The organism is Streptomyces calvus (assembly GCF_006782915.1).
Taxonomy (GTDB): Bacteria; Actinomycetota; Actinomycetes; order Streptomycetales; family Streptomycetaceae; genus Streptomyces; species Streptomyces calvus.
The window spans coordinates 33,227-50,226 of sequence record NZ_VCNP01000027.1; the positions used below are offsets into that span (position 1 = coordinate 33,227).

The window sequence follows — 17,000 nt, forward strand, 5'->3', positions numbered from 1 at the left end:
CCAGGGAGAACGGCCAGATTGCTACGGCGCCGGGGCAGGGGCGCGCACGAGCCGTGCGCCGGAGCGGAGGCACGGCGAGGGTGCGGAAGGGAGTGCGCGGGAGTGCGCGGGTGAGGGCGACGAGGCGCGACGGGCCGGAAGCGCTACTTCACGGGGAGGTGGTAGGAGGCCCGGTAGCGGTCGGCGGGGATGACCACGTCGGCGGTCTCCACCGGGCGGCCGGAGGCGAAGTAGGTGCGCTGGATGACCAGCACGACATGGCCCGGGACGCCGCCCAGCACCAGCAACTCCTCGGCGAGACCGGGGCGGGCGCCGACCTCCTCCGTGACGTTGTCCACGATGACGTCGATGGCGCGCATGCGCTCGACCACGCCCATGCCGCCGAGCGGCCCCTCCTCGGGGAGCATCACGGGCGTCCGGCCGGTGAGGGCCAGCGGCTCCCAGGAGGTGGAGAGCATCATCGGCTCGCCGGCATCGCGGAAGAGGTACTTGGTGCGCATCACGCGGTCGCCGGGCTCGATGGCGAGGCGCTCCGCGACGGCGGCGCCGGCGTCGGTCTGCTCGCTGTGCGACTCCCAGGTGCCCCGGACGCCCCCGTCGGCCTGCTCCTGACGGAAGGGCGTGGCCCCGCGCTCGGGACGGAAGCCGGAGCGGGCGACCCGCCGGGGCACCGGCTGCTCCCGCACATAGGTGCCCGAGCCGGAGCGGCCCTCCACGAGCCCTTCCGCCATGAGCACCTTGCGCGCCTCCAGCGCGACGGTGTCCGAGACGCCGTACTCCTCGCGGATCCGTGCCTGGGAGGGCAGCCGGGTGTGCGGCGGGAGCCGGCCGTCGACGATCTTCTTGCGGAGATCACCCGCGACGCGCAGGTACGCCGGCTGCTCACCGAATGTCACGGGCCGCTCCCATCAGGTTGTACAGACAGCAACAGCGTCGCAACCGTAGGTTGTGCCAGGCAAGCGAAGGCCAGAGAATCACTCGATGTGATGACATTCGCGGGGTGAGGCCTTCACGCAGGCACTTTCTCCCCGCTGTGTTCGTCTTCACACCTGCATGCCCCCGCTGTCGGTGTCGCGCTCGGCCTCCTCGTCGTACACGGGCGGCGCGGTGGCCAGCCCCAGAGCCTTGCGCGCGGTGACCGAGCCGTCGGGGTCGACGAGGTCCCAGCCCCTGTCGTAGTGCTCGTAGTAGGTGTCCACGTCGCCGGAGGCCGCGGCCTTCGCCCACTCCTCCTCGGCCTCGTCCAGGTCGGCGGTGAGTTCCCGCACCGGCCGTTGCGCGTCGGCGGGCCACCGGTGCTCGCGCAGCAGCCGGGTCTGCTCGGCGAGCGCCGTCGCCATCTCCGCCGCCCACTCCTTGTGCCCCGGCAGGTCGTCCTCCACGTACTCGGCCTCGGGGGCGCGGTCCAGGGCGTCGTTGAGCACGTCCGCCGCCTCCAGGTAGGCCAGTTGGTGGGCGTCGAGCGTGGTCTCGTCCCTGCGCAGCGAGCCCGTGAGGGTCTGCTGCGCGTCCCGGTTGCCGAAGACGCAGGTGATCTCGCGGTCGCCGAAGCGCCAGCTCTCCCGGGACGGCAGGAGGTAGTACACGTCCACCTCGGCGGGCAGCGCCCAGCCGTCCATCACATAGGCGTCCCGGAGGTCGTAGCACCGGTCGTCGGCGGTGGCGGACAGGTCGTCCTCGCCGGGGAAGGCCCCGTCGGGCACGGTGACGACGGCGAAGACCTCGCCGTCGTGCTCGCCGGCGCAGGGCACCGGGTCGGCGTCGGCGGCCCAGCCCTCCAGTCCGCCGGGCGAGTCGAAGCAGTCGCCCTTGCGCAGGGTGAGGACGCTGTTGCCGCGCGCCCCGTCCTCGACGGCCTCCCAGACGTCGGCCGCGAACCCGGTCGCCAGCGACACCGTCCACAGCGCGAGCCCGAGCGACGACAGCGCCGCTCCCGCGATCGCCATCCCCCGTCCCCGCTCCCCGCGCCGTCGGATCTGCCACAGCGCCACCAGTCCGAGCACCAGCCCGACGGCGGGCAGGAAGCACAGGACGCCGAAGACCAGGGCGGCGACGGCGACACCGTTGACGGCGGCCGGCGGCCGGGGACCGTAGGGGCCGTAGAGCCCGTACGGTGCGAGGCCCTGCTGCCCTCCGTACGGGAACTGCTGCGGCGGGTGGGCGCCTTGCGGCGGGAGCCCGGGGTACGGACCCCCGAAGTCCCGCGGGTCGTGCGGAGGCTGGGGCCCGGAGGGCGGAGGTATGGACACGAGGCGCATCGTAAGCGCGGCCCGGCCCTGCCCCGTCCACGGGGCGGGCCGGGCCGCCCGGCCCGTTCACCGTCCCGGGGACGGGGATCGGGCCGTGCGGTGCGGGGACCGGGTCAGAACTGCAGGGCCCAGCCGTTCAGCCGGCCGGTGTCCCAGGACGCGTTGTCGCTGACGCGCAGCTTCCACGTGCCGTTCGCCGTCTCGGAGGAGGCGTCGACCGTGTACGTGGTCCTGATGTCGTTGGCGCTGCCGCCGGTGCCGTAGCCCTTGAGGGTGTAGGCCGTGCCGTCGGGGGCGACCAGCTGGACCTGGAGGTCGCCGATGTAGGTGTGGGTGATGTCGACGTCGACGGCCAGGTTCGAGGGCGCGTTGCCGGAGACGCCGGAGACCGTCACCGGGGACTCCACGGTGGAGTTGTCGGCGATGGTGTAGTCGGTGGTGCTCTCGAAGCGGTCGCCGGTCGGGGGCTCGGTGGTGCCGCCGTCGCCCACGTACAGCAGGCGGTTGGGCGAGCCGCTGCCCGGGCTGCCGACGACGCCGGTGGTGGCGGCGGAGGTCAGCGCGGAGGAGACCTGGGCGGGCGTGGCCGAGGGGTTGTCGGCCAGGTGGAGGGCGGCCGCGCCGGCGACGTGCGGGCTCGCCATCGAGGTGCCGGAGATGGTGTTGGTGGCCGTGTCGCTGGTGCGCCAGGCGGAGGTGATGGAGGAACCCGGTGCGAACAGGTCCAGCACGGAACCGTAGTTGGAGTAGCTGGCGCGGGCGTCACCGGAGGTGGTGGCGCCGACGGTGATCGCCTCGCTCACGCGGGCCGGTGACTTGGTGGAGGCGTCGGTGGACTCGTTGCCGGCCGCGACGACGAAGGTGACGCCGGTGCCGATGGCGTTGCGGACGGCCGTGTCGATCGCGTTGTCGGCGCCGCCGCCGAGCGACATGTTGGCGACGGCCGGCTTGACCGCGTTGCGCGCCACCCAGTCGATGCCGGCGACGACCTGGGCGGTGGTGCCGGAGCCGGAGTTGTTCAGCACGCGGACGCCGACGATCTTCGCCTTCTTGGCGACGCCGTAGGAGGTGCCCGCGACGGTGCCGGCGACGTGGGTGCCGTGGCCGTGGCCGTCCTGGGCGGTGTTGTCGTTGTCGACGGCGTCGTAGCCGTTGGAGGCGCGGCCGCCGAAGTCGCTGTGGGTGATGCGGACGCCGGTGTCGATGACGTACGCCGTCACGCCCTGCCCGGCGGAGTCCGGGTAGGTGTAGGAGCTGTTCAGCGGCAGGTTGCGCTGGTCGATCCGGTCCAGGCCCCAGGACGGCGGGCTGGGCTGGGTGCCGGTGATGTGGAAGGTGCGGTTCTGGATCACCGAGGCGACGGCCGGGTCTGCGGCGAGACGTTTCGCCTCGGTCTCGGAGGCCTCGACCTCGTAGCCGTTCAGGGCCTTGGTGTACGTGCGCTCGATGTCGGCGCCGTACTTCTCGGCCAGCGCGCGGCCCTCGGCGGAGCCGGACCGGGCCTCGTCCGTCTTGAGGGTCACGATGTAGCTGCCGGCCACGGCGCTCGCGTCGCCGGCGTACTGGATGCGGCCTTCGGGGGCGACCGGGGCCGCACCCGCGGGGAGAGCGGAGACGAGACTCGCGACGAGGGCCGCGGTGGTCGCGGCGCCGAGGGCGGTCAGTCTTCGCCGGGGGTGACGCATCACTGTCATGTGAGGGTTCCTCCTCAGTCGGTGGTGCGCGTGCTGTGGGGGTGTGGTGCGGTCCGGCGCACGCGCGGCGCGGGTGGCGCGGGGCGCGCGCGTCGGAGACGCGGACGAGCGCGACCGCTGACGGGATCATGACAATGGCAACGGCCGTTCACGTGCGTCAGCCGAAAGATTGAGGGTTCCACAGGAATTGCACAAGAGGGCCTGCGTGAACGTCACGGCCGTGACATCCCCCCGTCACAACGGCCGCCCGGCCACCCGCCGTTCACGCCGGGCCCCGGCGCGGCGGCGGGCGGCCCTCGGGTACGGCGGGCCGCCGGCCGCCGCGAGCGCCCGCGCTCAGTCGTCGAAGGCCGTGGCCCGGGTGCGCTTCTCCCAGGCCAGGACGTCCTCGCGGACTTGGTCGAGGTGGCCGAGGACCTCCTCGCGGACCTGGTCGAGGTGGCCGAGGACCGCGCCGACACCGTCGTCGCCGAGCGGCAGGCGCAACGGCGGGCGCTCCGCCTCCAGCGCGGCCGGGACGAGCGCGGCGGCCTTCGCCGGATCACCGGGCTGGGTTCCGTTCGGGGTGCGCGGAGGCGTGCCGGAGGGCGGCGCGGCACGGGTAACGGGCCGCGTGGGCCGGGCAGCGGCCGGGACGGCACGGGTGGCGGCCTGGACGGGCCGTGCCGGAGGCCCACGCGGGACAGATCGCGGCCGGGACGGCACGGGCGGGGGCCTGGGCGGCCGGTGTTGGGGGCCCGCGCGGGATGGATCGCGGCCGGGACGGCGTGGGCGGGTGGCGGTCAGTGCGGGCCGGGTGGCGGACGTCGGTGCGGCCCGTCGTTGGAGTACCGCGCGGCACGGTAACGGCCTGCGCGCAGAGCGTCGTTGGTTGCAGGCCCCGTGCCCGGTCAGGTGTTCCGGGGCGGTGCCGGTCGGGGGGCCGGGGGCAGGGGTGTGCGTTCGGGGGAGGTCTGGAAGGACTGGATCATGAGGGCGGCGAAGCGCCGGGAGGCGGCCTGCCGCGTGGCCGTCGACGTGGCGTGCAGGCCGCGGTGGGCCTGGAGCAGCAGGATCAGGTCGTCCGGGACGAAGTCGGGGCGCAGGTCGCCGGTCCGCTGCGCGCGACGGGCCAGTTCGGCGAGGGAGCCGAGCATCTGCGCGCGGTCCGCGGCGAAGTCCATCGCGTCCGGGTAGGCCGCCATGAACGCCTCGGTGAATCCCAGGCTGTGGATGTGCAGTTCGCAGGTCTTCTCGATCACGCGGCGGTAGCCCCGCCACGGGTCAGGGTCGGCGAGCCCTTCCGCGACGACGGCGTGGCACGCCCGCACCTCTTCGGCGAAGACCTCGCAGACCAGTGTCCGCTTGGTCGGGAACCGGCGGTACAGGGTGGCGGGGCCCACGCCGGCGTGCCGGGCGATCTCGCGCATCGGGACGTCCAGGCCCTCGGTGGCGAACAGCGTGCGCGCGGCCCGGACGATGCGCTCACGGTTGTCGACGGCGTCGGAGCGCAGAGGGTGAGGCAAAGGCACGGTCACCTCTCTCACTTTAGCCAAATGGACGGGGCCGTCCGTTAGCGTCCGAGGACGTCGGACCCGGCCGTCCTCAGCGCCCGGCCCGCCTGCTTCCCCCGTTCCTCCTCATGACTGGAGCCGATTGTGAAGGCAGTAGCGATCCAGAGGTTCGGCAGCCCGGAAGGGCTGACCGTGACCGACCTCCCGGACCCGGTTCCCGCCGCCGGACAGGTGCTGATCGCCACCGGGGCGATCGGCGTCGGCGGGGTCGACGCCGTGATCCGCCGGGGCACCGTCACCGGCCCCGGCTTCGCCGAGGGCCACGTGCCCGGCAGCGAGGTCGCGGGAACCGTGACGGCGGTGGGTCACGGCGTCGACCCGTCGTGGACCGGCCGCCGCGTGTGGGCGTTCACCGGTCTGGGCGGCGGCTACGCGGAACAGGCCCTCGCCCCCGTCGAAGAGATCCTTCCGCTGCCCGCGGACCTGTCCGACGCGGACGCGGTGACGCTGGGCAGTTCGGGAGTCGTGGCGCATTTCGCGCTGTCGCACGCGCACTTCACGGCCGGTGAGTCGGTGCTGGTGCGCGGCGCGGCCGGCAGCCTCGGCGTCATGACGGTCCAGCTCGCGGCCCGGGGCGGCGCCGGGGCGGTGGCGGTCACGACGTCCTCGGCGGAGCGCGGCGACCGGCTGCGCGGGCTCGGCGCGACCCATGTGCTGGACCGTGCCGGCGACGGCGACGGCCCCGGCTCGTACGACGTCGTCATCGACGTGGTGGCCGGTGCGGACCTGCCGTCGTTCGTCGACCGGCTCGGCCCGAACGGGCGCATGGTGGCCGTCGGCATCGTCGGCGGTTACCCTCCGGCCGACTTCGGCGCGCGCCTGCTGGCGGCGTTCCGGAAGTCGGTGTCGTTCGCCACGTTCAGCGCGGACACCGTGCGCGTGTCGGACCGGCAGGCCGTGCGGGCCGAGCAGTTCGACGCGGCGGCTCGCGGCGAACTGCGGTCGGTCGTGCACGAGGTGCTGCCGCTGGAGCAGGCCCCGCTGGCCCACCGGAAGATGGACGCCGGTGAGGTGTTCGGCCGGATCGTCCTGACGCCGTAGCCGGTACGGCCGCGCGGCCCGCCCCGGGTCAGCGGGAGCGGCGGTTGCGCCACCAGGTGACCAGCCACAGCACGTTGACCCCGCCGAGGACGACCAGGACCGCCAGCGCGTCGGCGTTGCCCGCGAGGCCGTGCTCCGGCCCCAGTCCGCGCGCCGCGCCGACCAGCAGCGCGATGTCGAGGGGCAGGGTGACGGCCGCCATGAACGCCAGGCAGGCCGCCGTGCCGGCCACCAGGACGACGCTGTACAGGCGCACCGCGCGCCGCTCGTGCGGCGGCAGCCGGCGGCTCGGGTCGTCCGCCCGGTCGGCGCGCCGTACGGCGCCGGGCCGCAGTGGGCGGGTCAGCCGCCGGAACCGGTACCGGGCGTAGGCGAGTCCGTCGCCGTACAGGTCCCGGCACCCGGTGAGGTCCTGCAGCACGAAGTACAGGTCGGTGCGGGTGAACACCATGCACTGGAACGGCAGGGGCAGCAGGGCCAGCAGCAGGGCGGCGGCCAGCAGCCGGTGGGCCGTGGTCCCGGCGTCGGTCGCGGCGAGGACCAGGAGCAGGCACGAGGCGACGGACAGGTTCAGGGCGATACCGGCCAGGTAGGCCGTCAACCGGTGCCGTCGGGGCGCGAGTTCGATGCCGCTGATGTCGGTCTGCATGACGAGGAACTGCAGCCGGGTGCCCAGCCGCATCCGCCCCGGCACACCCGCGGCGCGCGCGGTGACCAGGTGCGCCAGCTCGTGCGCCAGCAGCAGCGTCCACCCGGCCGCCGCCCCGCTGAGCAGCACCACGCTGCCGTGCGGGCTCCACAGCAGGTCGCGGTGGCCCGGGAGCAGGTCGGGACGGCGGACCAGGACGACGACGGCGGCCGCCAGCAGCAACGCGACGAGCACCGGGAGCGCCGGGTGCAGGGAGAGACGGACGTGGTGCGGGCGCAGCCAGGGCAGTGACGCGCGCGCCGGTACCGGGTCCGGAACCGGACGGTCGCCGATGCGCGCCACGAATCCCAGCGCGGTCAGATCCGCGACGAACTCGGTGATCTCGAACTCCTCACCGGTCTCCTCCCGCAGCAGCTCCGCCGTGCGGGCCACGCTCCGTCCCTCGCCGAGGAGTTCCACCGCCCGGGCCCCGGCCGCCGGCAGGGCGACGAAGGTCCGGGTGCTCATGCGGCCCACGATCCACTCGTCCCGGTCGCGCCGCACGGCCAGGTCGTGCAGCTCGACACGCGTCGAGGGTCCGATCCGCGGCACGTCGTGGGCGGTGGCGTCCGTCACGAGGAGGCTCCGCCCGAGGGCGGGGGCGGGGCGGACGCAGGGGCCGGTGCGGTCGTATCGGGTGCCGGTGCCGTCGTATCGGGTGCCGGTGCCGTCGTATCGGAGTCGGCTGCCGGTACGGCCGGTTCCGGTACCGGTGCCGTCGTATTGGGGTCGGGTGCCGGTGCTGCCGGTTCGGCTGCCGGTACGGCCGGTTCCGGTACCGGTGCCGTCGTATCGGAGTCGGCTGCCGGTACTTCCGGTGCCGGTGCCGGTGCTGCCGGTTCGGGTGCCGGTACGGCCCGTTTGGTTGACGGTTTCGTTCCGCAGGCCGGGCAGTGGGGGCGTCTCGGTGTGCGCTGCATGACCGGGTCGCCGGGCATCATCAGGTTGAGGCCGAAGCGGCAGCCGGCGTCCATGCGCGGCACGTCGCACAGCAGGGCGAGGGCGGCGTGGGCCAGCAGGCTGCCGGACAGGCCCGCGGTCACGGCGTTGACCGGGTTCCACGGCATACGGGGCGAGGCGACGTCCTCGTCCTGGCCGGGCGCGAGCCGCAGATCACGCCGTTCGGCCTCGGCGTCGCGCAGGCACACCCAGCACGCGCTCCGGCCGGGCCGGAACATCCCGACGCTCACCAGCGGGCCGCGGTAGCCGGCCTCGGCCCAGGGCGTGCCGGTGGCCAGGCAGACCTGGTTCGCCCAGCGGCGGATCGCGGCGGGACGGTCGGCGGCCAGCAGCAGCACGTCGTACCGCGGTCCGGCGACGGAACCACCGCGAACGGAGGTGCCGGAACCACCGGAGGCGGGCCGGCCGGACGCGGACGGGCCGAAGCCGTCGGCGGTGGCGGGGCCGAGGTTGCCGGAGGTGGCGGTGGCGAGGTTGCCGGAGGTGGCGGGGCCGAGGTTGCCGTGGGTTCCGGTCAGCAGGTCCTCGAGGTCCGCCGGGCCGCGTACCTCGCGCCGCTCGCCGGTGACCGTGGTGTGCGGGTTCAGCGCGCGCAGCGCCCGCAGCGCCGCGTCGATCTTCGGCGTACCGAGGTCCTGTTCGCGGTAGAGGGTCTGCCGGTTGAGGTTGGACAGTTCGACGACGTCCGGTTCGACACAGTGCAGCCGGCCCACGCCGGAGGCCACCAGGTCCCGCGCGGCGGCTCCGCCGGTGCCTCCGACGCCCACCAGCAGGACCCGGGCACGGCGCAGCCGCAGCTGCGGCTCCCAGGGGTTCTGCCGGGGCTGGAGGTCCATCCAGCGCATCAGGGTCATGCCCCTGCCGTACCGTTCGCGTTCCCGCTCGGACAGCTCCGGCGGCGGGACGGCGCCGGCGTCCTCCACGTAACCGGCCGCGGTCAGGTCCGTCATGGCCTGGACGATGTCCTCGGCCGGCAGCCGCAGGTGCGGATGGCGCCGGGACACCTCGGCGACGACGTCGGCGCCGGTGCGTGTGCCGTCCATGGCCTCGACCAGCGTCCACACCCAGCCGTCGGGATCCTTCACCTCGGCGCCGATGCCGTGGACGACGCTGCCGATCCGTACGTGGCCGTCGACCGTCCGGTAGGCGCGGTGCTCCGGCTTGACCCGAGGCCGTCGCATGCTGTGCACCGTCATCTTCGCGCCCATCTCGTCAACACCAACTGCCCCATGGAAAAAGGACGTTGACAACTGTGACCGGGTCGGCGGAGGGTGACAAGAGCACATCGGAACGTCGCACTTCACCACCGGAAGGACGTGCCATGCCGAACAAGATCGAGATCCGTCCGCTGGACAAGAAGGAGACCACCGGCGACAGCGGTGGCAACGGCGGCTCCTGAGACAGCACGCGCATGACGGACCGCTACCCGACGGTCGCGGAAACCACCGAGTCGGCGCGGCGGCTGCTCGCCCAATTCCCGGGGGCCGGCCGCCTGCGCCGGATCGGAACGTCCCGCGGCGGCCGTCCCCTCCGGATGCTGTCCGTGGGACACGGACCGCGTCACGTCCTGGTGGTCGCCCGGCCGCACCCCGACGAGCCGGTCGGCTCCGCGACCGCGCTCGCCCTCGCCGAGCAGGTGGCGCGCGGTGACGGGCCGTCCGCGGCGACCGACCCCGCCGCCGTCACCTGGGACTTCGTCCTCTGCCTCGACCCGGACGGCGCCGCGCTGAGCGAGGGGATCGAAGCGGCGACAGCCGGCCCGGACCGCACCCTGGAGCGCTACTACCGCGCGGCTTTCCGTCCGGTCGCGGCGGAGCAGCCGGAGTGGGCGCCGATCGAGGGACGCCAACTTCCCGAGAGCCGGGCGCTGTTCGACGTGATCGACGAGCTGCGGCCGTTCCTGCAGTGCTCGCTGCACAATGTCGACGCGGGCGGCAGCTGGGTCCAGCTGACCCGTGGCCTGCCCGGGCTCGCCGGGCCGTTCCAGGCGTCCGCCGACGACGTCGGCATCCCGGTCCAGCACGGCACGTTCGACGCCCTGTACTGGGAGAACCCCAGCCCCGGCATCCATGTCCTGCCCCCGCCGGACAGTGCCGCCCGCCTGGCGGCGGGATCGGAGAACATCGGCCTGTCCACCTGGTGCGCGCCCGCGCGGTACGGCGGCGTCACAGCCATCGTCGAAGTGCCCCTGTGGGCCACCGACATGGCCGACGACCCGGCCCCGCACCCGGCGGCCGGCCACGTCCTGCGTGACCTGTCCGCGCTGGTGCGGGAGGGCGGACGGCAGGTGACCGCCGTCCTCGACAAGGCCCGCGGATTCCTGCCGCCGCCCGAGGACAGCGCGCCCCGGCGCGTGCTGGAGTGGATGGCCGGCGGCCTCTACGACCTGGTCGCCGACTCCTGGACACCTCTGGCACGGCAGGCCGCCGACCGCTCCCGCCCGCTGACGACGGCCGAGGTGTGCCCGCTGGACGTCGTGGCCCGCCGCCAGCCGCTGCGCGCGGCGGGGCTCCTGCTGAGGCTGCTCGAGGCGGCGGACGACCCCGCGGCCCCGGCCCTGCACGACGAACTCGCCGGCCTCTTCACCACCTGGTGCACGGACTTCGCACACGCCCTGCGGCTGCGCCCGGTGCCCGTGCCCCACCAGGTGGAACACCAGAGGCGTACGGTCGTGGCGGCCGCGGAGAGCGCGCTGGCGACCGCCGGCTGAACGGACGACAGCCCCGCCTCGCGCCTCCCTCCCCTCCTCCTCCCCCTGCCGGGCGTGCAGGCCGGACCGGCGACCACACCCCCTGCCCACACCCACACCCACACCCGCAGCACCCACACCGCCTCACCGCCTCACCGCCCCAGCAGATGCCGCCCCCGCGCCGTCAGCCGGTGCATGACATGCAACCCGGCGCGTTCACTGGCGACGAGCCCGGCGTCCCTGAGTACCGTCAGGTGGCCGCTGACCGACGACGCCGGCAGGGCCAGGCGCGCCGCCACGTCACCGGTGGTGCGGGTGGTCGCCAGGGCCGCCAGCACCCGTGCCCGGTTCGTCCCGAGCAGCCGCGCGAGCGCGGCGTCCTGACGGTCCGTGTGCGGCGGTCCCGGCGGATCGTCCGGGTGCAGCGGGTAGACCACGACGGGAGGCAGCCGGGGGTCGGCTATGGCCACGGGCCGGGTGTGGCAGAAGTAGGAGGGGATCAGGCGCAGTCCCCGTCCCCGCAGGTGGATGGTGCGGTCCACGGGGTACGGGGCGCTGAGGACGGGGTCCCGCCACACGAAGGGCGTGAACGAGGCGAACACCGCCCCGAGTCCTCCTTCGAGCGCTTCCATGCGCCGTGCGCGGTCGGCCGCGCCGGTGGCCTCGACCTCGCTCCAGTCGGGTGCGAGCAGGCTGCCGTGGACGTGGTGCAGGGCGTGCGCGACGTCGTCGAGCAGCGCGCGGTCGCCGGCGGCCAGGCGGCGCGTCCACGCGGGCAGGGGCCGGTGGCGCGACGCCTCGCGCAACTCCCGCTCCAGCCGGGCGGGCGGGGTCTCGCGGAGCACGCGCAGGCCGACGGCGAGCCCTTCCTCCGACTCGGCCGGAGTGAGGAAGTCCGGCCAGTACGAGGCGTCGGACGGGGCGAGATCGTTCAGCAGCCGGAAGGCACCGCGCACTTCGGCCCGCCGGACACGTTCCCGCGCACGGCCGCGCCACGCGCGCAGCCGGGCCGGGAGCCGGTCCGCCGGGGTGGCCAGGACGTGCAGGCCGAGGATGGCCTCCCACATGGGGTCCGGTGAGCGGGCGAACCGCACGTGGCGGAAGTCGGCGTGGGTGAAGTGGATGCTGAGCGTTCCGGCCATGCCTGCGATGAAACAGGCTTCGGGTGTCCTGCGGAAGGCCGGTTCCCGCGCTCCGCGGAACGGGGGCTGCCTGCGGTTTTCGACTGGAACGGAAAAGCTCCGGATATGACATGAACACGCCCCTCTACACTGCGGTGCCGCGACGCGAACCGTCGCGCGTGCGCCCGCGTCCTCCGCCCGGCGCTCCACCCGAGCGCCGGCCCAGCACCCGTCGAAGGGCTCCGTGCCATGTCACTCAGACGCCTCCTGTCCGTCCTCCTCGCCGGCGCCCTCGGGGTCACGGGCCTCGTCGGCCTCGCCGCCACACCCGCCCACGCGGCCCCGAACTTCAAGGCGCCGTACCCCTGCGGCCAGCAGTGGACGTACAGCCACCACTCCGCCGAGGTGCGCCTCGCCCTGGACTTCGTGCGCTCCGACGGCGGCACCACCGCGGGCACGCCCGTCCTGGCCTCCGCCTCCGGAACGGCGTACCGCTACTACGAGGCGGGCGGCGCCGGGAACTACGTCGTCATCGACCACGGCGGCGGCTGGAAGACGTACTACTTCCACCTGGCCGCCTACTCGATCAGCCACGGCCAGGGCGTCGCGCAGGGCCAGCAGATCGGCACGACCGGCTCCACCGGCGCCAGCACCGGAGCCCACGTGCACTACGAGCAGCTGTACAACGGCGTCGGCCAGACCATCCGCATCAACGGCGCGTCCCTCGCCCCGTACCCGGGCTCGTACCACCAGAAGTACCTGACCAGCGACAACGGCTGCTCCGGCGGTGGCGGCAAGTACTGGGTCGACACCTTCGCCAACGCACCCGGATACGCCTCCCCCACCAGCACCACCCAGACGGGCACGCTGTACGCGGGCACCAACTACGTGTTCTGCAAGGTCTGGGGGCGGGAGATCCGCGACGCCTCCGGCAACTACAACCACTGGTGGCTGCGCACCGACCTCGACGTCGGCCCGGCCAACCAGTACGTCTCGGCGTACTACCTCTCCCGCTGGGGCAACGACGAGGCACGCGACAACAACGGCACCGTCATCCCCAACTGCTGACCCACCGACCACCACCTCCCGCCCGCCCCGGGCAGCCCAAGCCCCCAGGGGGTCCGACTCCGAGCCGGACCCCCTGCCCCACGGGCAGCCACACACCCGACCGGCCCGATCACCCCACGGGGCGAGCAGGTCACGGCCGTCGTCTCCATCGACGTGCTGCGCAAGTACCAGGAGTGGGAAGAGCGCGAGATCAACGGATCATCGCCGAAACGCATGGCCAACCCTGCGCCCGGCATCCCGATCAAGGTCCCGCGAAACGTCGGACATCGCTCCACCGTCCACGACACCTGAGCACGACAGGCCCTCATCCAGACGCCATACGGCGGTATGGTGTTTGTATGGCTAGCAAGAAGGTGACCATCACCCTCGACGAGTCCCTGGTCGAAGCCCTGGCGGGCGCGGCCGAGGAGGAGGGCATTCCCCTTTCCCGGCTTATCGCCGGAGCGGCCGAGCGTGAACTGCGGTTGCGTGCGGGCCGCGCCGTCATAAGGGAGTGGCAGGCCGAGCACGGCGGCTTCACCCCCGAGGAGCTCGCCGCCGCGCGAGCGGACATGGCGGCTGCCGACGCCGAACACCTCAGCGGTTCGGGGGCCTCCGCCGCGTGAACATCCCCTACCTGTACGACGCCGGGGCGCTCATCGCCATCGACAACAACGACCGGCGCATGTGGGCCCGCCACAGCCTGGCCCTCGACGACGGCCGGGACATCCACGTTCCCGCCGTCGTCGTCAGTCAGGCGTGGCGGGACGCGCGCCGTCAGGTGAGGCTCGGCAAGTTCCTCGCCGGATGTGACGTCAGGCCGGTCGGCCTGGAAACCGCCAAGGCCGCGGGCATCCTGTGCGGCAAGGCCGGTACAGCCGACGTCGTCGACGCCACCGTCGTCGTCATGGCGGCCAGTCTCAGCGCGATCATCTGGACGTCCGACCCGGACGACATCCACGCCCTCATCGGCGCCCTGGACATCAAGCCCGCCCCCGTCGTGCGCACCGTCTGACCTCCCGCGACGCCGGTCCAGCGCCCCGCCTCAGAATCAGCACGCCCCCAAAAAAGGCGCGGAACGAACCGGAGAAAACAGGGAGGGCCAGATCCAAAGATCTGGCCCCTGAACCCTGACCTGGGTTTACCTGCCTTGACCAGCCCTTCGGCCGATCAAGGAGTCGGGCACTACACGTTGAAGCGGAACTCCACCACGTCGCCGTCCTGCATCACGTAGTCCTTGCCCTCCATGCGGGCCTTGCCCTTGGCGCGGGCCTCGGCGACCGAGCCCGTCTCGACCAGGTCGTCGAAGGAGATGACCTCCGCCTTGATGAAGCCCTTCTGGAAGTCGGTGTGGATGACACCGGCGGCCTCGGGGGCGGTGGCGCCCTTCTTGATCGTCCAGGCGCGGGATTCCTTCGGGCCGGCCGTGAGGTAGGTCTGCAGGCCGAGGGTGTTGAAGCCGACGCGGGCGAGGGTGGCGAGGCCGGGCTCCTCGGCGCCGACGGACTCCAGGAGTTCCATCGCGTCCTCCTCGTCCAGCTCGGCGAGGTCCGCCTCCAGCTTGGCGTTGAGGAAGATCGCCTCGGCGGGGGCGACCAGGGCGCGCTGCTCGTTCTTGAAGTCCTCGTCGACCAGCTCGTCCTCGTCGACGTTGAAGACGTAGAGGAACGGCTTGGTGGTGAGCAGGTGCAGGTCGTGCAGGAGCTCGTTGCGCTCGGTGCCCTGGACGATGCCGTGCGCGAAGAGCGTGTCGCCCTTCTCCAGGATCTCCTTCGCCTCCTCGACCGCCTTGACCTTCGGCGCGACGTCCTTCTTGATCCGCGACTCCTTCTGCAGGCGCGGCAGGACCTTCTCGATGGTCTGGAGGTCGGCGAGGATCAGCTCGGTGTTGATCGTCTCGATGTCGTCCTTCGGCGAGACCTTGCCGTCGACGTGCACGACGTTCTCGTCCTTGAAGGCGCGGATCACCTGGCAGATCGCGTCGGACTCGCGGATGTTCGCCAGGAACTTGTTGCCGAGCCCCTCGCCCTCGCTGGCGCCGCGCACGATGCCGGCGATGTCGACGAAGTCCACCGTGGCCGGAAGGACGCGCTCCGACTTGAAGATCTCGGCGAGCTTGGCCAGGCGGGGGTCGGGGACACCGACCACGCCGACGTTCGGCTCGATCGTGGCGAACGGGTAGTTGGCCGCCAGCACGTCGTTCTTGGTCAGGGCGTTGAACAGGGTCGACTTGCCGACATTCGGCAGACCGACGATTCCGATCGTGAGCGACACGTTGCGACTTCCCGTACGTGAGGATGGGGGCGAGGACCGGCCGACTGGGCACGTGGGCCGATCCACCAGTCTACGGCGTGCCCGCAACCGCCCCGCCGACGTATCGAACGCCTGACCGTACTCAGGTCACCGGCGTGTCTGACGGACGGTTCGGCACATAAAACGACCTAAGTTGGTCCAGTGGAGCAACACAGGACGCGACCTGCCCAGCACGGACCGCGACACGACCCGGCGCCCGGGCCGCGCGACCCTTCCCGGCCGCCGCTGCCCCCGCAGGCGGGGCGGGCCGCCGGCGGCGGTGTGGCCAGGTCCGCGCAGGCCGCCCGGCCCGCCCGGACGCCGCAGCGTCGGCCCGCTCCTCCGCCCGCGGTCCGGCGGCTGCCGAACCCGCGGCTCACCGGTTTGGGCGGCGGTCTGTTCTGCGCGCTGCTGATGCTCCTGCTCGGACTGCTGACGGCGGCGCTGTTCGGGGGCTCCCAGACCGTGTACGGCGTGCTGTTCCTTCCGGTGTGCGCGCTGACGGCGGTGTGGCTGCGCGAGGGCGACCTGCTCACCGCGCCCGTCGTCGTGCCGATCGCCTTCGCCGTGGGTCTGGTCCCGGTCGCCGACGACGGCGGGGGCGGCACCTTCGGCGGGCTGATGGGGCTGGTGACGGGCCTGGCCACGCAGGCCGGGTGGCTCTACGGCGGGACGCTCGTCGCGGGCGTCATCGTGATCGCCCGCCGAGTGCGCCGGGTCCGCACACCCGGCCGACGCACCGCACCGAGCCGCCCCCGGCCCTGACCCGCGGACGCCCACACCGGGACCGGGACCGGAGTGGGGCACCGAGGCTCCGAGGCTCCGAGGCTCCGAGGCTCCGAGGCTCCGAGCAAGCCTCGCCCCGCTGTCCTCCTGGCCTACACGGCCGTCGCCGCCCGCATCGCAGCTCCCACGATGCCCGCGTTGTTCTGCAGCTCCGCCGGGACGATCTCCGCCTTGATGCCCTTGATGTGGGGCAGGAACTTGTGGGACTTGCGGCTGACACCGCCGCCGATCACGAACAGCTCGGGCGAGAAGAGCATCTCCACGTGGGCGAGGTACGTCTGCACCCGGCCCGCCCACTCCTCCCACGACAGGTCGTGGTCCTCCCTGGCCTTGCTGGAGGCCCGCTTCTCCGCCTCGTGGCCGTGCAGCTCCAGGTGGCCCAGCTCGGTGTTGGGGACGAGGACGCCGTCCACGAACACGGCGCTGCCGATGCCGGTACCGAAGGTCAGCATGACGACCGTGCCCCGGTGGTGGCGTCCGGCGCCGAAGTGCATCTCGGCGACGCCCGCCGCGTCCGCGTCGTTCACCACCGTCACCGGCAGGCCGCCCAGGCGGTCGCCGAGCAGCACGCGCGCGTCGGTGTCGATCCAGCTCTTGTCGACGTTGGCCGCCGTACGGATCGTGGTGCCGTCGGTGACGACGCCCGGGAAGGTGACCCCGACCGGGCCGGTCCAGCCGAAGTGGTCCACGACCTGCTTGACCCCGTCCGCCACCGCGTCCGGAGTGGCCGGGTGCGGGGTGAGGACCTTGCAGCGCTCCTGCGCCAGGTCCCCCCTGTCCAGGTCGACCGGGGCACCCTTGATCCCGGATCCGCCGATGTCCACGCCGAAGATCTGCATGGCCCCACGTTACGACGGACGACGGACGGTCACGGTGTCGA

Annotated in this window: 16 protein-coding genes and 2 pseudogenes; 8 read left to right on the plus strand and 10 right to left on the minus strand. The window is 73.0% G+C overall.

Annotated features, from left to right (window positions below; genetic code table 11):
• Nucleotides 1–143 precede the first annotated feature (143 nt).
• The 5 genes and pseudogenes from FGW31_RS11800 to FGW31_RS11820 form a co-directional block, all read right to left on the minus strand.
• Nucleotides 144–896 (minus strand): GntR family transcriptional regulator, encoded by a 753-nt coding sequence (locus FGW31_RS11800; protein ID WP_142193363.1) that lies wholly within the window; start codon nt 894–896, stop codon nt 144–146.
• Between the two features lie 147 nt (nt 897–1,043).
• Nucleotides 1,044–2,249, minus strand: coding sequence for a DUF4190 domain-containing protein (locus FGW31_RS11805; protein ID WP_233452467.1), 1,206 nt, complete (start codon nt 2,247–2,249; stop codon nt 1,044–1,046).
• 113 nt (nt 2,250–2,362) lie between these two features.
• Nucleotides 2,363–3,943 carry a S8 family peptidase gene (locus tag FGW31_RS11810; RefSeq protein ID WP_142193365.1) on the minus strand — a complete coding sequence of 527 codons (1,581 nt, stop codon included), beginning with the start codon at nt 3,941–3,943 and terminating at the stop codon, nt 2,363–2,365.
• A gap of 336 nt (nt 3,944–4,279) precedes the next feature.
• A pseudogene (locus FGW31_RS11815) lies at nt 4,280–4,504 on the minus strand (hypothetical protein); the annotation flags it as partial.
• Between the two features lie 329 nt (nt 4,505–4,833).
• Nucleotides 4,834–5,460 carry a TetR/AcrR family transcriptional regulator gene (locus tag FGW31_RS11820; protein WP_182675216.1) on the minus strand — a complete coding sequence of 209 codons (627 nt, stop codon included), beginning with the start codon at nt 5,458–5,460 and terminating at the stop codon, nt 4,834–4,836.
• A 120-nt stretch (nt 5,461–5,580) separates the two neighbouring features.
• Between FGW31_RS11820 and FGW31_RS11825 the strand changes: the two genes are divergently transcribed.
• Nucleotides 5,581–6,537 (plus strand): zinc-binding dehydrogenase, encoded by a 957-nt coding sequence (locus tag FGW31_RS11825; protein ID WP_142193367.1) that lies wholly within the window; start codon nt 5,581–5,583, stop codon nt 6,535–6,537.
• A 28-nt stretch (nt 6,538–6,565) separates the two neighbouring features.
• On the opposite strand, the gene FGW31_RS11830 is transcribed toward FGW31_RS11825, so the two are convergent.
• Nucleotides 6,566–7,801 carry a hypothetical protein gene (locus tag FGW31_RS11830; protein ID WP_142193406.1) on the minus strand — a complete coding sequence of 412 codons (1,236 nt, stop codon included), beginning with the start codon at nt 7,799–7,801 and terminating at the stop codon, nt 6,566–6,568.
• Nucleotides 7,802–8,106: 305 nt separating this feature from the next.
• A pseudogene (locus FGW31_RS11840) lies at nt 8,107–9,381 on the minus strand (HesA/MoeB/ThiF family protein); the annotation flags it as partial.
• A 56-nt stretch (nt 9,382–9,437) separates the two neighbouring features.
• On the opposite strand from FGW31_RS11840, the gene FGW31_RS34985 reads away from it, so the two are divergent.
• Both FGW31_RS34985 and FGW31_RS11845 read left to right on the plus strand, forming a co-directional pair.
• On the plus strand, nt 9,438–9,584 hold the full coding sequence (locus FGW31_RS34985; protein ID WP_167529970.1) for a hypothetical protein: 147 nt from the start codon (nt 9,438–9,440) through the stop codon (nt 9,582–9,584).
• Nucleotides 9,585–9,596: 12 nt separating this feature from the next.
• A complete protein-coding gene (locus tag FGW31_RS11845) occupies nt 9,597–10,895 on the plus strand; it encodes a M14 family zinc carboxypeptidase (protein WP_142193368.1) in 1,299 nt (432 codons plus the stop codon).
• A gap of 131 nt (nt 10,896–11,026) precedes the next feature.
• On the opposite strand, the gene FGW31_RS11850 is transcribed toward FGW31_RS11845, so the two are convergent.
• Nucleotides 11,027–12,016 carry an ArsR/SmtB family transcription factor gene (locus FGW31_RS11850; RefSeq protein ID WP_142193369.1) on the minus strand — a complete coding sequence of 330 codons (990 nt, stop codon included), beginning with the start codon at nt 12,014–12,016 and terminating at the stop codon, nt 11,027–11,029.
• Nucleotides 12,017–12,244: 228 nt separating this feature from the next.
• Between FGW31_RS11850 and FGW31_RS11855 the strand changes: the two genes are divergently transcribed.
• The 4 genes from FGW31_RS11855 to FGW31_RS11870 all read left to right on the plus strand — a co-directional run bounded on the left by FGW31_RS11855 (nt 12,245) and on the right by FGW31_RS11870 (nt 14,057).
• A complete protein-coding gene (locus FGW31_RS11855; protein WP_142193370.1) occupies nt 12,245–13,063 on the plus strand; it encodes a M23 family metallopeptidase in 819 nt (272 codons plus the stop codon).
• Nucleotides 13,064–13,171: 108 nt separating this feature from the next.
• Nucleotides 13,172–13,354 (plus strand): type II toxin-antitoxin system prevent-host-death family antitoxin, encoded by a 183-nt coding sequence (locus FGW31_RS11860; protein WP_142193371.1) that lies wholly within the window; start codon nt 13,172–13,174, stop codon nt 13,352–13,354.
• Between the two features lie 47 nt (nt 13,355–13,401).
• Nucleotides 13,402–13,668, plus strand: coding sequence for a hypothetical protein (locus FGW31_RS11865; RefSeq protein WP_142193372.1), 267 nt, complete (start codon nt 13,402–13,404; stop codon nt 13,666–13,668).
• A complete protein-coding gene (locus FGW31_RS11870; RefSeq protein WP_142193373.1) occupies nt 13,665–14,057 on the plus strand; it encodes a type II toxin-antitoxin system VapC family toxin in 393 nt (130 codons plus the stop codon). Before FGW31_RS11865 ends, FGW31_RS11870 begins: the two co-directional genes overlap by 4 nt.
• A 170-nt stretch (nt 14,058–14,227) precedes the next feature.
• Here the strand turns inward: FGW31_RS11870 and ychF are convergent, their stop codons facing one another.
• Nucleotides 14,228–15,316 (minus strand): redox-regulated ATPase YchF, encoded by a 1,089-nt coding sequence (ychF, locus tag FGW31_RS11875; protein WP_142193374.1) that lies wholly within the window; start codon nt 15,314–15,316, stop codon nt 14,228–14,230.
• Nucleotides 15,317–15,496: 180 nt separating this feature from the next.
• On the opposite strand from ychF, the gene FGW31_RS11880 reads away from it, so the two are divergent.
• Complete coding sequence (locus FGW31_RS11880) at nt 15,497–16,099, plus strand: DUF6542 domain-containing protein (protein ID WP_142193375.1); 603 nt, start codon at nt 15,497–15,499, stop codon at nt 16,097–16,099.
• Between the two features lie 113 nt (nt 16,100–16,212).
• On the opposite strand, the gene ppgK is transcribed toward FGW31_RS11880, so the two are convergent.
• Nucleotides 16,213–16,959 (minus strand): polyphosphate--glucose phosphotransferase, encoded by a 747-nt coding sequence (ppgK, locus tag FGW31_RS11885; protein WP_142193376.1) that lies wholly within the window; start codon nt 16,957–16,959, stop codon nt 16,213–16,215.
• Nucleotides 16,960–17,000 lie beyond the last annotated feature (41 nt).

Excerpts from the sequence above, each read along its gene's own strand:
- FGW31_RS11810 (WP_142193365.1), bottom strand. The coding sequence starts at position 3,943 with ATGACAGTGATGCGTCACCCCCGGCGAAGACTGACCGCCCTCGGCGCC.
- FGW31_RS11845 (WP_142193368.1), top strand. The coding sequence starts at position 9,597 with ATGACGGACCGCTACCCGACGGTCGCGGAAACCACCGAGTCGGCGCGG.
- FGW31_RS11850 (WP_142193369.1), bottom strand. The coding sequence starts at position 12,016 with ATGGCCGGAACGCTCAGCATCCACTTCACCCACGCCGACTTCCGCCAC.
- FGW31_RS11855 (WP_142193370.1), top strand. The coding sequence starts at position 12,245 with ATGTCACTCAGACGCCTCCTGTCCGTCCTCCTCGCCGGCGCCCTCGGG.
- FGW31_RS11865 (WP_142193372.1), top strand. The coding sequence starts at position 13,402 with ATGGCTAGCAAGAAGGTGACCATCACCCTCGACGAGTCCCTGGTCGAA.
- ppgK (WP_142193376.1), bottom strand. The coding sequence starts at position 16,959 with ATGCAGATCTTCGGCGTGGACATCGGCGGATCCGGGATCAAGGGTGCC.